Source organism: Pseudomonas sp. THAF187a (genome assembly GCF_009363395.1).
In the GTDB taxonomy this organism is placed as follows: Bacteria; Pseudomonadota; Gammaproteobacteria; order Pseudomonadales; family Pseudomonadaceae; genus Aquipseudomonas; species Aquipseudomonas khazarica.
Genome location: NZ_CP045349.1, coordinates 261,750 through 277,079 on the forward strand (window position 1 = coordinate 261,750; position 15,330 = coordinate 277,079).

The following is a 15,330-nucleotide window of genomic DNA, read 5'->3' on the forward strand; positions in this document are numbered from 1 at the left end:
AAGGGGGGACTCCAGCATTGGACGTCGGCGTTCGACTGCAATCGATTCGTAAGCTCAAAGGCCTTTCCCAGCGTGAACTCGCCAAGCGGGCGGGGGTCACCAACAGCACCATCTCGATGATCGAGAAGAACAGTGTGAGCCCTTCCATCAGCTCGCTGAAGAAGGTGCTTGGCGGCATTCCCATGTCGCTCGTGGAGTTCTTCTCGCTCGATCTCGAGCAGGAGAACCAGACCCAGGTGGTCTACCGGGCATCCGAGCTGACCGACATCTGCAGCGGCGCCATCACCATGAAGCTGATCGGCAAGGCCCACCCCGGCCGCGCCATCGCCTTCCTGGACGAAACCTACCCGGCGGGCACCGACACCGGTGACGAGATGTACGCCCACGAGGGTGAAGAGGCCGGCATGCTGGTAGAGGGCAAGCTGGAACTGACCGTCGGCAACGAGGTGTTCGTGCTCGAAGCCGGTGACAGCTATTACTTCGAAAGCAGCAAGCCGCATCGCTTCCGCAATCCGTTCGACCAGCCGGCACGGCTGATCAGCGCCACGTCCCCGGCGAACTTCTGATCGACGACACTGCGACAATCTGGGTTGTTTCGGCCTGGGCTGCTTGCCGTTATACTGTCGCCCGCTCGCGAAACCGTGGCCGCGGGCGTGACTAGCCACGAAGAGGGTGTACCGTGAATCTGATGAAGAAAATGCTGGCAGTACCGGCTGCCGTATTGGCCCTGTGGGCAGTGACTGCTCAGGCCACGACCGATGAAGCTATCGCCGAGCGCCTGAAGCCGGTGGGCGAAGTGTGCATCATGGGTGAAGAGTGCAAGGGCGTCGAAACCGTGGCGGCCTCCGCCGGCGGTGGTGCGCGCACTGCTGACGACATCATCGCCAAGCACTGCAATGCCTGCCATGGCACCGGCGTGCTGGGTGCGCCGAAGATCGGCGATAGCGCTGCCTGGAAAGAGCGTGCCGACCACCAGGGTGGTCTCGACGGCATCCTGGCCAAGGCCATTTCCGGCATCAACGCCATGCCGCCGAAGGGCACCTGCGCCGACTGCTCGGACGACGAGTTGCGTGCTGCGATCCAGAAGATGTCCGGTCTGTAAGACTCGCTTCTTCCATGAAAAAACCGCCTTCAGGGCGGTTTTTTCGTTTCTGCCGGTGCCATGCAACCATGCCGGCGACGACAGAGTCCAAGCTGCATTCGCCATGGATGTCGTGAGGAGCGCCAGATGCCGCACAGCTGTACCCTCGAGCAAGCCGTCGACCGTGTACTGAACGCGATCGATGGCCCCATCCATCTCGGCCTGCCGCTGGGGCTGGGCAAGCCCAATCGCTGGGTCAATGCACTCTATGCGCGGGTGCGGCAGATGCCCGAGCGCCAGCTGACCATCTACACCGCACTGTGCCTGGCGCGCCCGGGTGCCGGGCAGGCGTTGCAGCAGCGCTTCCTCGAGCCGTTCGTGGCGCGGGTCTTCGGCGACTATCCCGAGCTGGAGTTCCTGGCCGACCTGCACGGCGGCAGCCTGCCCGCCAATGTCAGGGTCGAGCAGTTCTTCTTCCAGCCGGGCAGCCTGCTCGAATGCGAGCCGGCGCAGCAGGACTACATCAGCAGCAACTACAGCCACGTCGCCCGTGACCTCAATGCCAAGGGGCTGAACGTGGTCGCCCAGCTGGTCGCCGCCGACGCCGGGCAGCCCGAGCACTTCAGCCTGAGCTGCAACCCGGACGTGACCCTCGACCTGCTACCGCTGCTGGAGCGGCGCCGCGCCGCTGGCGAGACGGTGCTCAGCGTGGCCCAAGTGCATGTCGACCTGCCGTTCATGAGCGGTGACGCCCTGGTGCCGCGTGACACCTTCGACATCCATGTCGCCGAGGACGAGCGCACGACGCTGTTCTCCACGCCGAACATGCCGGTATCGCTGCAGGATCACTGCATCGGGCTGCTGGCCAGCAGCCTGGTGCGCGATGGCGGCACCCTGCAGATCGGCATCGGCTCGATGGGCGATGCCCTGACGGCGGCGCTGATGGCGCGGCAGGACGACAACACCGGCTATCGGGCGCTGCTGCAGGCGCTGGGCGGCGCTACGTGGGCGCCGGAGATCGCCGCCAACGGCGGCCTGGAGCCGCTCGAGCAGGGCCTCTACGGCTGCAGCGAAATGTTCGTCAACGGCCTGCTGGCGCTGGCCGAAGCCGGCCTGGTCAGGCGTCCGGTCTACCCGGATCTGCGCCTGCAGCGTCTCGCCGACAACGCCGCGCTGGACGAGCAGGGCCGCCCGCACAGTGTCCAGGCGCTGCTCGCTGGCGGGCTGCCGGCGCAGCTGGGCGCGGCCGATCTGGACTGGCTGCTCGCCTGCGGTCTGCTGCAGGGCGAGGTGCGCTGGCAGGCCGGGCGCCTGCACCTGCCCGACGGCAGCTGGGTGGCGGCCGACCTGGACAATCCGCACACCTGTGCTTGCCTGCAACCCTATCTGGGTCGTGCCAGCGGCGGCGTGGTGCTGCATGGCGGCTTCTTTCTCGGCCCCGGCAGCTTCTACCGACGCCTGCGCGAGCTGGACGACGTCGGGCGGCAACGCTTCGCCATGACCGGCATCCGCTACATTAACGAGCTGTACGGTCAGGAGGCGCTGAAGCGCCTGCAGCGCCGCGATGCGCGCTTCATCAACACGGTGTTCACCATGACCCTGCTGGGTGCCGGCGTCGCCGACCAGCTGGAGGATGGCCGGGTGCTCAGCGGCGTGGGTGGGCAATACAACTTCGTCGCCCAGGCACATGCGCTGGAAGACGCGCGCTCGATCCTGCTGCTGCGCAGCTGGCGCGAGTCGGGTGGCGAGCTCAGCTCCAATCTGGTCTGGGAATATGGCCATGCCACCATCCCCCGGCACCTGCGCGACATGGTGGTGACCGAGTACGGCATCGCCGACCTGCGCGGCAAGACCGACTCCCAGGTGATCGAGGCTCTGCTGAAGATCAGCGACTCACGCTTCCAGCCGCAGTTGATCGAGCAGGCGCAGCAGGCCGGCAAGCTGCCCGAGGACTTTCGCCTGGACGAGCGTTTCACCCGCAACCTGCCCGAGCGTCTGGAGGCGCTCCGCGAGCAGCACGCCGCGCTGTTCGCCGAATACCCGCTGGGCAGCGACTTCAGCGACGTGGAGCAGGACCTGCTGCGCGCCCTGAACTGGCTCAAGCGCACACTGCGCCTGAGCGAGGTGCTGGAGCTGGGCAAGGCGACGCTCGATGCGCCGGAGCCGGAGGCCTACCCCGAGCACTTGCGGCGCATGGGGCTGGAGGCGCCGGATGGCGTGCGTGAGGCCCTGTACCAGCGTTTGCTGCTGGCGGGCCTGCAGGCGAGCGGCGCCGGTGAGGCCGGGCCGCGTTCGACCTAGTCGAGGAAGCGCACCTGGCCGTTCTCCAGCGCGGCGACGCGGGCCAGCGACTCGACGCGATAGCCTTCGCTCTGCAGCAGGTTGCGGCCTTCCTGGAAGGACTTCTCGATGACGATGCCGATGCCCGCGACCTGGGCGCCGGCCTGCTGGATTAAGTCGATCAGCGCCTTGGCGGCGTGGCCGTTGGCGAGGAAGTCGTCGATCACCAGTACCTTGTCGGCCGCGGTCAGGTGACGTGCGGAAATGGCGATGGTGCTCTCGGTCTGCTTGGTGAAGGAAAACACCTTGGAGATCAGCAGGTCGTCCTTGAGCGTCAGCGACTGGAACTTGCGAGCGAAGATCACCGGGATGCCCAGCTCCAGGCCGGCCATCACCGCCGGGGCGATCCCTGATGCCTCGATGGTGACGATCTTGGTGATGCCCTGGCCCTTGAAGCGCTCGGCGAACTCGTGGCCGACCTGCTTCATCAGCAGCGGGTCGATCTGGTGGTTGAGAAAGGCATCGACCTTGAGCACCTGCTCCGACAGTACGATGCCTTCTTCGCGAATCTTCTGTTTCAGCGCTTCCACGCGGTTTCCTCTCAGATGAACGTAGCCCAGATGCAATCCGGAACGATGTCCCCGGATTGCATCCGGGCTACGGAATAAACCTGTTTTTTTGTCGCCTGCCGGACTCGGCGGGCCATCGCTGCGCGATGGTGAAACTAGCTCCCGGCTATTTTTTCAGCATCGCGCGCATGTTGGCTAGGGCATCGTTGCCGCGCGCGGCCTTGGCTTCCACGGGGGCTTCTTCCTGGCCTTCCCAGACCAGGTCCTCCGGGGGCAGTTCGTCGAGGAAGCGGCTCGGCGTACAGTCGATGATCTCGCCGTACTGCTTGCGCTTGGCGGCGAAGGTCAGTGCCAGGTTGCGCTTGGCGCGGGTGATGCCGACATAGGCCAGGCGCCGCTCTTCCTCGATGGTGTCGGCCTCGATGCTGGAGCGGTGGGGGAGAATCTCCTCCTCGAAGCCGATGATGTACACCGAGGGGAATTCCAGGCCCTTGGAGGCGTGCATGGTCATCATCTGCACACCCTCGGCGCCTTCTTCCTCTTCCTGCTGGCGCTCGAGCATGTCGCGCAGCACCAGCTTGCCGATGGCATCCTCGACGGTCATGTCACCGTCCTCGTCCTTCTCCAGGGTGTTCTTCAGCGCATCGACGAGGAACCACACGTTGCCCATGCGCGCATCGGCCACCTTGTCGCTGGAGGCGTTCTGCCGCAGCCAGTTCTCGTAGTCGATGTCCATCACCATGCTGCGGATCGCGGCGATCGGGTCGTTCTGCGCGCATTGCTGGCGCACGCCGTCCATCCAGCGCTTGAAGCGTGCCAGGCGCTCGGTGAAGCGGCTGTCCAGGTGCTCGCCGAGGCCGATCTCGTCGCTGGCGGCGTACATCGAGATGTTGCGCTGGCTGGCGTAGTTGCCGAGCTTCTCCAGGGTGGTCGAGCCGATCTCGCGGCGCGGCACGTTGATCACCCGCAGGAAGGCGTTGTCGTCATCCGGGTTGACCAGCAGGCGGAAGTAGCTCATCAGGTCCTTCACCTCCTGGCGGGCGAAGAAGCTGGTGCCACCGGAGAGGCGATAGGGAATCTGGTGGTGCTGCAGCTTCAGCTCCATCAGCTTGGCCTGGTAGTTGCCCCGGTAGAGGATGGCGAAGTCGCTGTACGGGCGCTGGGTGCGCAGGTGCTTGGTGAGGATCTCCAGGGCCACTCGCTCGCACTCGGCATCCTCGTTGCGCGTGCGGATCACGCGGATCTCGTCGCCATGGCCCATCTCCGACCACAGCTGCTTCTCGAACACGTGCGGGTTGTTGGCGATGAGGATGTTGGCGCACTTGAGGATACGGCTGGTGGAGCGGTAGTTCTGCTCCAGCATCACCACTTTCAGCGACGGGTAGTCCTCTTTCAGCAGCATCAGGTTTTCCGGGCGCGCGCCGCGCCAGGCGTAGATCGACTGGTCATCGTCGCCGACCACGGTGAACTGGTTGCGCATGCCCACCAGCATCTTCACCAGCAGGTACTGGCTGGCGTTGGTGTCCTGGTATTCGTCGACCAGCAGGTAGCGGATGCGGTTCTGCCACTTCTCGAGGATGTCGGCGTGCTCCTGGAACAGCGTCACCGGCAGCAGGATCAGGTCGTTGAAGTCCACCGCGTTGTACGCCTTGAGCGTGCGCTGGTAGTGCAGGTAGACGATGGCGGCGGTCTGCTCCTTGGGCCCGCGCGCGTTGGCCAGCGCCTCGTCGGGCAGGATCAGGTCGTTCTTCCAGCTGTCGATGAGGTTCTTGATCTCGTCGGCACCGTCGTCGCCGGCATACTCCTTCTGCATGATGTCGGTGAGCAGCGCCTTGATGTCGCCGTCGTCGAAGATCGAGAAGCCGGGCTTGTAGCCCAGGCGCGCGTATTCCTTGCGGATGATGTTCATGCCCAGGTTGTGGAAGGTGGACACGGTCAGGCCGCGCGCCTCGCTGCCCTTGAGCAGGGTGCCGACGCGCTCCTTCATCTCGCGCGCGGCCTTGTTGGTGAAGGTCATGGCGACGATGTGCTGGGCACGGATGCCGCAGTTCTGCACCAGGTGGGCGATCTTGCGGGTGATCACGCTGGTCTTGCCGGAACCTGCACCGGCGAGCACCAATAGTGGGCCGCCGACATAGTTCACGGCCTCTTGTTGCCGGGGATTCAGTCGGGACATGGGATCGTTCGCAGGAAAAATGGCCGCGCATTTTAACAGGCCTGGCGCGTTCTGCCGCGACCGTCCGGAACTGTGCTCTGGAGCACGGAATTGACTGACGGCACGCTTGGTTAATCGGTGGATTCCAGTACTCTCGTTTCACTTGCCGGTTTGTTAGCTATACCTCAGGATGTGCACCACCTTTCGCACGGATGTGATTGATTAGACGTCGATAACGGCGCGTTCAGGCGATGCAATTCGCCATCATCTTTGTGTCATTGGGGGAGGTTGCTTGTCCACGCTCGTCGAACCCTTGCGGTTGGTTCTGCTGTCGGAATCGCCAGACTGGGCGGAATTGTTGCGCGAGCAGTTGGGCGCTCTCGGGAGTGCTTCCCCGCTGATTACCGCGCCCTCCTGGGACGCTGCCAGCAGCCTGTTCGACGACCATGCCAGTGGTCTGGTGCTGGCCACCCCCGAGCGTCTGCCAGCCGCTCATCAATGCCCCTTGCCGATCGTCCTGCTGCTCGAAGAAGAACCCGTCGAGGAGCCATCCGGCGTCAGCGACTGGCTGGTGCGCGGTACGCTCAGCCTCGATGTGCTGCGTCGCTGCCTGCGCTACGTGCGCGAGCAGGGCAGTCTCAAGCAGACGTTGCAACGCCTGGCCGAGCAGGACCCGCTGACCGGTATCGCCAATCGCCAGGGTTTCCAGACGCTGCTCGCGGCGCGCCTCAGCGAATGCAACGGGCGTGGCCTGGTGCTGGGGCATCTCGATCTGGACAACTTCCGCCACGCCAACGATGCCCTTGGCTACCAGGCCGGCGACCGCCTGATCCTGCAGGTGGTGGCGCGTCTGAAGGGCCTGCTGCAGCCCTGCGACCAACTGGCTCGGCTGGGCAGCGACGAGTTCGCCCTGCTGCTCGATGTGCGGCGCGACCCGCAGCGCGTCGAGCGACTGGCCGAGCGCGTCACCGAGGTGCTCGGCGAACCCTACTGGGTCGATGGCGAGAGCCTGCTGATCGGCTGCAGCCTCGGTCTGGCGCATGCCCGTGCCGGGGAGGGCGCCGACCCGCTGCTGTGGCACGCGCATATCGCCATGCAGCAGGCGAAGAACCAGCAGGGCTGCGTGTTCCACGTCTATGACGAGCGCCTGAACCGCAGTGCGCGCAGCCAGGCGGATCTCGAAAGCGAGTTGCGTCGCGCTCTGCGCCGCGATGAGCTTGAACTGCATTATCAGCCGCGCCTCTGCCTGAAGAGCGGGCGCATCGTCGGGCTCGAGGCGCTGGTGCGCTGGCAGCACAGCGAACGCGGCCTGCTCTCGCCCAACGAGTTCGTGCCTCTGGCCGAGGAAACCGGGCTGATCGTGCCGCTGGGCTACTGGGTGATCTCCCGCGCGCTACGCGACATGCAGTGGTTGCGCGGGCGCGGCCTGCCGTCGTTGCACATGGCGGTCAACCTGTCGTTCCGCCAGTTCCAGGACAGCCAGTTGCTGGCCACCCTGAGCCGCCTGATCGAGGAGCGTGGCGTCGAAGCGCAGTGGCTCGAATTCGAGCTGACCGAAACGGCGGTGATGCGCCGCAGCGATCAGGTGCAGCAGACCATGCTGGAGCTGGGACGCCTGGGCGTGCGCTTCTCCCTGGATGACTTCGGCACCGGGTTCTCCTCCTTCGTGCACCTCAACAACCTGCCGATCACCCTGCTGAAGATCGACCGCAGCTTCGTCGCCGGCATGGGCGAGCGCGCCGAGAACCGTCAGCTGGTGCGGGCGATGATCAACCTGGCGCACAACCTCAACCTCGAAGTGGTCGCCGAAGGGGTGGAGAACATCGAGCAGCTCGACATGCTGCGCCAGTTCGGCTGCGATCAGGTGCAGGGCTATCTGATCAGCAAGGCGGTACCGCTGGCCGAACTGGCGCGCTTTCTCGTGTTCGGCATGCGCCAGCCGCTGCTCGGCGGCGGGGGCGCCTAGCCCCGCGTCGCGCTACGGCAGGCAGGCTTCGCCGCCAACCGTGCAGGGTTGCTGTAGCCGCGCCGTTTTCCACTGGAAGCCCAGCACCAGGCCGCTCGCCGTGACCGCCAGGCCTGCCGCCAGCCCCCACCAGACCCCGGATGCCCCCCAGCCCAGCGGGAAGGCGAGCAGCCAGGCCAGCGGCGCGCCCACGCACCAGTAACCGGCCAGGCCGATCAGCAATGTGGTCCTGCCGTCGTTCAGCCCGCGTATCGCGCCCATGGCGATGCTCTGCAGGCCGTCGAACAGTTCGAACCAGGCGGCGATCGCCAGCAGGCTCACGGCCAGGGTGACGATCTCGGCGAACGCCGGGTCGTGACGGTCGAGGAACAGGCCGATGATCCATTCCGGCAAGAACCAGAACAGCAGGGCGAACATCAGCATCAGCCCGGCGCCGAGGGCCATGCCCAGATGGCCGCTCAGGCGTGACAGGTGCAGGCGTTCGGCGCCGTAGTGCAGGCCGACGCGGAAGGTCACAGCGTAGGACAGCCCCTGCGGCACGATGAAGGCCAGCGCCACCGTCTGCATGGCGATCTGGTGGGCCGCCAGTTGCACGCTGCCGAGGGCGCCCATGCACAGCGTGGCGAAGGTGAACAGCCCTTGCTCGGCGGCGTAGGTGCCGCCGATGGGCAGGCCCAGGCGCAGCAGGGCACGCATCTCCCCGCGCTGCGGGCGGCCAAGGCCGGCGCGCAGCGGGTAGGGGCGGTAGGTCGGGGCGAGCTTGATGTACAGCGCCAGGGCCAGCGCCATGCTGCTGCTGACCAGCGCGGTGGTCATGCCGATGCCGCCCAGGCCGAGGTCGGGCAAGCCGAACCAGCCCTTGATCAGCGCATAGTTGATGACGAAGTTGGCTGCCGTGCCGATCACGCTGATGGTCATCACCGGGCCGGGATGGCCGATGGCGCTGGTGAAGCCGCGCAGGACCATGAAGCACAGGTAGCCGGGCAGGGCCAGCGACAGCGGGTGGAGAAAGGCCATGGCCTGGCTGGCGGCGGCGGGGTCCTGGCCCAGGTGGGGCAGCAGCGGCCCCAGTGCATTCAGGCACAGCGCGCTGGCGACGGCCAGGGCCACGGCGAGCCACAGGCCGTTCTGGGTCAGGCGGGTGACGCCCTCGGGATCACCTGCGCCATGGCGAATGGCGACCAGGCTGCCGACGGCGGCGACCACCCCGGTGCAGAAGATCGAGAAGATGAAATAGCAGGTGGCGCCCAGCGCGCCGCCGGCCAGTTGCTGAGGGCCGAGCATCGCCATCATCAGCGTGTCGGTGAAGATCATCAGCGCGTGTGCCAGTTGGGCGGAGACTAGTGGGCCGGCCAGGCGCAGCAGGGCGCCCAGCTCGTGGCCAAGAACATTCTTCATGATGAGTAAAACTTCGGCAGGATAAGCCCCTCCAGGCTGTCTGGAGAGTCGCAATGACAGCTATTCTGTGGTTTCGTCCCATGGCCAGCAAAAGGAAAATAGCCATGAATGACATGACTCAAACTCATGGATCGATGCCGTGAGCCGGCGCCTGCCTCCGCTCTATGCGCTGCGTGCCTTCGAGGCTGCTGCGCGTCACGCCTCCTTCACCCGCGCCGCCGAGGAACTGGCCATCACCCAGAGCGCGGTAAGCCGTCATATCCGTACGCTCGAGGGCTACTTCAGCTGTCGTCTGTTCGAGCGGCGCGGGCGCAGCCTGCAGCTGACCGACCCTGCACGTGCCCTGCTGCCCGGCCTGAGCGAGGGCTTCGATGCCCTGGAGCGTTCCAGTGGCGCCTTGCGTGTCGATGACCAGGTACTGCGCCTGAAGGCGCCGTCGACCCTGACCATGCGCTGGCTGCTGGCGCGGCTGTCGCACTTTCGCCTGGCCAACCCGGACAGCGAGGTGCAGCTGACCAGTGCCTGGATGGACGTCGACAAGGTCGATTTCCGCCATGAGCCCTTCGACTGCGCCGTGCTGCTGTCCGACGGCCAGTTCCCCGAGGAGTGGGACAGCGTTCTGCTGTTCGAGGAGTGGCTGATCCCGGTCTGCGCCGCTGCGGACAGCGAGGCCGGCGGCTGGCCGCTGGCGCGCCTGCAGGCGGCCGAGCAGCTGCACCCGACACCGGACCGCCGCGACTGGCGGCGCTGGCTGCAGGCCACCGGCCTCGGCGAGCAGGTGCCGCTGAAGACCGGCCAGCTGTTCGACATGCTCGAACTGGGCATCGTCGCGGCGGCACGCGGCTATGGCGTCTCCATCGGTGACCTGCTGATGGTGGCCGAAGACGTCAACGCGGGGCGCCTCGGCTTGCCCTGGCCGACGGCGGTGTTCAGTGGCGACAGCTATTATCTGGTGTGGCCGCGTGAGCATCGCGCCCAGGCGCGTTTGCAGCGCTTGCGCGACTACCTGCTGGCGGAGGTGGCGGCGATGCAGCTGCCGCAGGTGGAGAGAATGCTTTAGCGGCCGATACAGGGTTTTGATAACAAATGATGGCCATTCGGCAACCTGTCGATTGACCAAGCATAATACTCAGGTATCCTCCTGCGCCCTCCACGAGGTCGTACGATGACCTTGCCTGTTCATTTCTTGTCGCCTGCCACCTCGCGCCAGGCTCAGAGAGGCCTCCATGACCCCTCCACGCTCTCGTATCGCACTGCAGTTGGCCGTCGCCCTGGCGTCGATGCTGGTCCTGTTGATCAGCCTCAGCACGGTGTTCGCGCTGCGTTCGCTGGACAACGCCAACCTGGTCACCCGCGCCGAGCACCTGGGCAGTGAAGCCCGCCTGCTGGCGGATCAGCTGGCCACCTTTCATGGCAGCCTGCGTGACAGCACGCAACGCCTCGCCGGTCTGTTCGAGCAACGCTTCAGCGGCGGTGTGCAACTGCGCAGCGACGAGCGCGTGACGGTCGGCAGCCTGCAGGCGCCAGCGCTTTATCTCGGCGCGACCCGGCTCAACAACGAGTTCACCGAGGTCGATGACTTCACCCGCATGACCGCCGGTGTGGCGACGGTATTCGTGCGTGATGGCGATGAGTTCGTGCGCATCACCACCTCCCTCACCAAGCAGGACGGTACGCGGGCGCTGGGCACCGTGCTCGACCATCAGCATCCGGCCTACCAGAAGCTGCTGGCCGGCCAGGGCTATGTCGGACGTGCGTTGCTGTTCGACCGTTTCTACATGACCCAGTACACCCCGGTTCGTGATGCCGGCGGGCGGGTCATCGCGGTGCTCTTCGTCGGCTTCGACTACACCGACGCGCAGAAGCTGCAGATGCGCAACCTCACCGATTTCCGTATCGGCAGCACCGGCTCGCTGGCGATTCTCGACGAGCAGGGCAAGTGGCTGGTGGCGCCCGCCGGTGCCGCGGCCATGAGCAGCCTGCCGGCAGGGCTCAGCGAGCGCGTTGCCAACACCGGTACGGGTGGTTTCTGGAGTGACGGCCAGGACGAGTTCTACAGCGTCGCGATGCCGTTCGCTGGGGGACCCTGGACGGTGCTGGCGAGCATGCCGCGCGAGGAGATCCAGGCCGTGACCTGGCGTGTCGGCACGCAGCTGGCCATCGGCAGCGCGCTCACCCTGCTGCTGGCGGTGATTGCCGTGGTCCTGCTGCTGCGGCGCAAGCTGCGCCCGCTCGGCGACCTGGTCCAGCAGGCCCAGGCCCTCGGTGCCGGCGACCTCGGTGCGCGGATGACGCAGTCCAGCGAGGACGAAATCGGCGAGCTGGCGCGCAGCTTCAACCGCATGGGCGAGGCACTGGCGACCATGGTGGCGGGTATCCGGGTCGCGGCCCAGGACGTCAGTTCGCGTTCCCAGGCGTTGTCGACGCTCTCGCGCGACGCCTACCAGGGGATCGATCAGCAGTCCGGCGAGATCAGCAGCATGGCCGGTGCGGTCGAGGAGTTCAGTGCCACCTCGCAGAACATCGCCGACAACATGCGCAACACCGAGCGTCTGGCCAGCGAGAATGCGCAACAGACGCGTATCGGTCGCACCTCGATGGATCAGGCATCGGAAGCGCTGGTACAGATCGCCGAAGCCCTGGAGCAGACCTCAACGGTCATCAACGGCCTTGGCCAGCGTTCGCAGGAAATCGGCGGCATCGTCAGTGTGATCACCGCGATTGCCGACCAGACCAACCTGCTGGCGCTCAACGCCGCCATCGAGGCGGCCCGCGCCGGCGAGCAGGGGCGGGGCTTCGCCGTGGTCGCCGACGAGGTGCGCAGCCTGGCCGGACGTACCCGCGAAGCGACCAATGAAATCTCGACGATGATCGGTAGCATCCAGAGCGAGACCAACAGCGCCATCGCCACCATGGAGCAGGGCCGCCAACTGATGCAGGACGGTCTCGAGCGCAATGCCAAGGTGGCGGCGGCGCTGGCGCAGATCAGCGAGCAGAGCGAGGCGGCGGGTGAGCAGTTCGCCGCCATCACCACGGCGACCAGCGAGCAGAGCAGCACCGCCAACGTGCTCAGCAGCAACCTGCAGAGCATCGCCCAGGCCAACGGCGAGCAGCGCGAAGTGGTCGCCAACCTGGCGGACACCGCGCGCGAGCTGGACCGCCTGGCAGCGCAGCTGCGCCAGGAAGTCGAGCGCTTTCGCTGACCGCCGGCTAGCCGACGCTGGGCCGATACTGCAGCGCTTCGGCCAGGTGGGCGCGGCTGATCTGCGGTTCCTGCGCCAGGTCGGCCAGGGTGCGGGCCACCTTCAACACGCGGTGGGCCGCGCGCAGGGACAGGCCCAGGCGCTCGCAGGCGTTTTCCAGCCACTGGCGGTCCGTTGGCTGCAGCGCGCAGTGCTGGCGCAGGCCCGGCAGGTCGAGAAAGGCGTTGGCCACGCCCTGGCGCTGCAGTTGCCGGTCACGGGCCATGGCCACCTTGGCGGCAGCCTGCGCCGTGCTCTCGCCGTCCTGCGGGGCCACCTCCAGCGCGGTGCTTTCACGGGCGACCGTGAGGTGCAGGTCGATACGGTCCAGCAGCGGCCCGGAGAGCCTGCCGCGATAGCGCTGAATCTGTTCCGGGGTGCAGCGGCAACGGTTGCTCGGGTCGCCGAGATAGCCACAGGGGCACGGGTTCATGGCGGCGACGAGCTGGAACCGTGCGGGGAAGCGCACCTTGTCCCGCGCCCGGGCGATGACGATATGGCCACTCTCCAGCGGCTCGCGCAGGACTTCGAGCACCTTCCTGTCGAACTCCGGCAATTCATCGAGGAACAGCACGCCCATGTGCGCCAGGGTGATCTCGCCCGGTTGCGGGCGACTGCCACCGCCCACCAGCGCCGGCCCGGAAGCGCTGTGGTGCGGGGTGCGGAAGGGTCGCTGCGGCCAGTGCTGCAGCGGCGCATGGCTGGCCACCGAATGGATCGCGGCGACCTGCAGCGCTTCGCTTTCGTCCAGAGGAGGCAGCAGCCCGGGTAGGCGGCTGGCCAGCAGGGTCTTGCCGGTACCGGGCGGGCCGCTGAACAGCAGGTTGTGCGAGCCGGCTGCCGCCACCAGCAGGGCGCGCTTGGCGGCCAGCTGGCCCTGGACCTCCGCCAGGTCCGGGTAGGGCAGGGTCTGCCGCAGCAGGCCCTGCGCCACATAGGGTTGCAGCGGGGCGCTGCCATTCAGGTGCGCGGCGACCTGCAGCAGGTGCTCGACGGCAATCACCTTGAGGCCCGACGCCAGGCTGGCCTCTTCGGCGTTGGCCTGTGGCACCAGCAGGGTGCGCCCGGCATCGCGCGCGGCCAGCGCCGCAGGCAGCACGCCCTGGACGGGGCGCACGGCGCCGGACAGCGCCAGCTCGCCGAGGCATTCGTAGTCGGCGACGGACGCGCAGGGCACCTGGCCGCTGGCGGCGAGAATGCCCAGCGCGATGGCCAGGTCGAAGCGGCCGCCATCCTTCGGCAGGTCGGCGGGTGCCAGGTTGAGGGTGATGCGCCTGTTCGGGTAGTCGAAGGCCGAGTTGAGAATGGCGCTGCGCACGCGGTCCTTGCTTTCCTTGACCGCAGCTTCCGGCAAGCCGACCAGGGTCAGGGCGGGCAGACCATTGGCCAGATGGGCCTCGATGGTCACGGCAGGCGCTTCGACGCCGATCTGGGCACGGCTGTGAACGATGGCCAGGGACATGATCTCTCCTTGATCAGGACCCACCTGGCAGGGGCATTGAAAACGACCTGCGTCTTCGCTGCCCGGCGGCTCAATCGGCGGGTGGGTTCAGCTTGGCTTCCAGCTCGGCGACCTTGGCTTCCAGCGCCTCCAGGCGTGCGCGGGTGCGGGCCAGAACCACCATCTGGCTATCGAACTCTTCCCGGCTGACCAGCTCCAGCTTGCTGAAGCCGCTTTGCAGCAGGGCCTTGAACTGCGCTTCCAGTTCTGCGCGCGGCAGCGGGCTGTCGCCGCTGAACAGGCGCGAGGCGTGGCTACTGAGAGTGTCGAGCAGGGCTTTGGGCGGCAGCATGGTCAGGTTCCGGGTGCAGGTGGCCGGCAGTGTACCACGCAGGTGCTGGCAGGGCGTTTGGCGAGCGGCTGCACGATTTGAGAGCGCCGTCAGGCGCGTCTCTGCACCAATTTTGTGCGTCCGCTTCCGCCTGGGTCATGGCCCTTGGCCCCAAGGTGACGGTAAGGCCCTGAAAGATGGCGATTTTATGGAGATGGCAAGCTTTCTGCTTAGACCCCAGCGACGCATGCACCGATGCAGTACCGGTGTGTCGGACGAAGCGGGGGAGTGTTTCGTCGGGAGCGGTTGGTGGGTATCGACCACGCCAGGCTGGGGCGGTCGATGCATTACAAAAGCCAGACACTGCGCTTAGACTTGAACCGGGTTCGTAATTCCTGGGGCAAGTCCACCTTACACGGGAGAGAGTTTCATGAAGCTAGTCACTGCCATCATCAAGCCGTTCAAGCTCGACGACGTGCGCGAGTCGCTGTCGGAGATCGGCGTGCAGGGCATTACCGTCACCGAGGTCAAGGGCTTCGGCCGCCAGAAAGGCCATACCGAGCTGTATCGCGGTGCCGAGTACGTGGTCGACTTCCTGCCCAAGGTGAAGATCGACGTGGCCATCGCTGACGACCAGCTGGACCGCGTTATCGAAGCCATCACCAAGGCGGCCAACACCGGCAAGATCGGTGACGGCAAGATTTTCGTAGTCAACCTGGAACAGGCGATTCGCATCCGTACCGGCGAAACCGATACCGACGCGATCTAAACCGCCTCCGAACCCCACGCCCCAGGAGTGAAACCCATGACTCTGCGAACTTTCGCAGGGCTAGGAGCCCTTTTGTCCTCGAATTCTGCTCTTGCGCC

12 protein-coding genes and 1 pseudogene are annotated in these 15,330 nt (G+C 66.1%); 8 read left to right on the plus strand and 5 right to left on the minus strand.

Annotated features, from left to right (window positions below; all coding sequences use genetic code 11):
* Positions 1–17 precede the first annotated feature (17 nt).
* The 3 genes from FIV02_RS01220 (at position 18) to FIV02_RS01230 (ending at position 3,382) form a co-directional block, all read left to right on the plus strand.
* A complete protein-coding gene (locus FIV02_RS01220) occupies positions 18–566 on the plus strand; it encodes a cupin domain-containing protein (protein ID WP_037052720.1) in 549 nt (182 codons plus the stop codon).
* Positions 567–679: 113 nt separating this feature from the next.
* Entirely contained in the window at positions 680–1,102 is a 423-nt protein-coding gene (locus FIV02_RS01225; RefSeq protein ID WP_037052724.1) for a cytochrome c5 family protein, read from the plus strand.
* Between the two features lie 126 nt (positions 1,103–1,228).
* Positions 1,229–3,382: an acetyl-CoA hydrolase/transferase C-terminal domain-containing protein gene (locus FIV02_RS01230; RefSeq protein WP_152487571.1), complete on the plus strand. Its 2,154-nt coding sequence runs from the start codon at positions 1,229–1,231 to the stop codon at positions 3,380–3,382.
* Here FIV02_RS01230 and FIV02_RS01235 read toward each other — a convergent pair.
* Together FIV02_RS01235 and rep are read right to left on the minus strand one after the other, a co-directional pair.
* Complete coding sequence (locus FIV02_RS01235; RefSeq protein ID WP_037052729.1) at positions 3,379–3,951, minus strand: xanthine phosphoribosyltransferase; 573 nt, start codon at positions 3,949–3,951, stop codon at positions 3,379–3,381. The two genes, FIV02_RS01230 and FIV02_RS01235, sit on opposite strands and share 4 nt — an antisense overlap.
* Before the next feature lie 145 nt (positions 3,952–4,096).
* Positions 4,097–6,106, minus strand: a complete 2,010-nt coding sequence (gene rep / locus FIV02_RS01240; RefSeq protein ID WP_152487572.1) for a DNA helicase Rep — start codon at positions 6,104–6,106, stop codon at positions 4,097–4,099.
* A gap of 271 nt (positions 6,107–6,377) precedes the next feature.
* Between rep and FIV02_RS01245 the strand changes: the two genes are divergently transcribed.
* Entirely contained in the window at positions 6,378–8,051 is a 1,674-nt protein-coding gene (locus FIV02_RS01245; RefSeq protein ID WP_150607528.1) for a bifunctional diguanylate cyclase/phosphodiesterase, read from the plus strand.
* A 12-nt stretch (positions 8,052–8,063) separates the two neighbouring features.
* On the opposite strand, the gene FIV02_RS01250 is transcribed toward FIV02_RS01245, so the two are convergent.
* Positions 8,064–9,449 carry a NorM family multidrug efflux MATE transporter gene (locus tag FIV02_RS01250; protein ID WP_152487573.1) on the minus strand — a complete coding sequence of 462 codons (1,386 nt, stop codon included), beginning with the start codon at positions 9,447–9,449 and terminating at the stop codon, positions 8,064–8,066.
* Positions 9,450–9,588: 139 nt separating this feature from the next.
* Between FIV02_RS01250 and FIV02_RS01255 the strand changes: the two genes are divergently transcribed.
* From FIV02_RS01255 to FIV02_RS25140, 3 genes and pseudogenes are all read left to right on the plus strand, one after another.
* Entirely contained in the window at positions 9,589–10,509 is a 921-nt protein-coding gene (locus tag FIV02_RS01255) for a LysR substrate-binding domain-containing protein (RefSeq protein WP_152487574.1), read from the plus strand.
* Between the two features lie 220 nt (positions 10,510–10,729).
* A pseudogene (locus FIV02_RS25135) lies at positions 10,730–11,746 on the plus strand (Cache 3/Cache 2 fusion domain-containing protein); the annotation flags it as partial.
* A 183-nt stretch (positions 11,747–11,929) separates the two neighbouring features.
* Complete coding sequence (locus FIV02_RS25140; protein WP_371923293.1) at positions 11,930–12,652, plus strand: methyl-accepting chemotaxis protein; 723 nt, start codon at positions 11,930–11,932, stop codon at positions 12,650–12,652.
* Between the two features lie 7 nt (positions 12,653–12,659).
* Here FIV02_RS25140 and FIV02_RS01265 read toward each other — a convergent pair whose 3' ends face one another.
* Positions 12,660–14,153, minus strand: a complete 1,494-nt coding sequence (locus tag FIV02_RS01265) for a YifB family Mg chelatase-like AAA ATPase (RefSeq protein WP_152487575.1) — start codon at positions 14,151–14,153, stop codon at positions 12,660–12,662.
* Between the two features lie 70 nt (positions 14,154–14,223).
* Positions 14,224–14,484 (minus strand): accessory factor UbiK family protein, encoded by a 261-nt coding sequence (locus FIV02_RS01270; RefSeq protein ID WP_037052746.1) that lies wholly within the window; start codon positions 14,482–14,484, stop codon positions 14,224–14,226.
* A 409-nt stretch (positions 14,485–14,893) separates the two neighbouring features.
* On the opposite strand from FIV02_RS01270, the gene glnK reads away from it, so the two are divergent.
* Positions 14,894–15,232: a P-II family nitrogen regulator gene (gene glnK, locus FIV02_RS01275; RefSeq protein WP_003096476.1), complete on the plus strand. Its 339-nt coding sequence runs from the start codon at positions 14,894–14,896 to the stop codon at positions 15,230–15,232.
* Positions 15,233–15,330 lie beyond the last annotated feature (98 nt).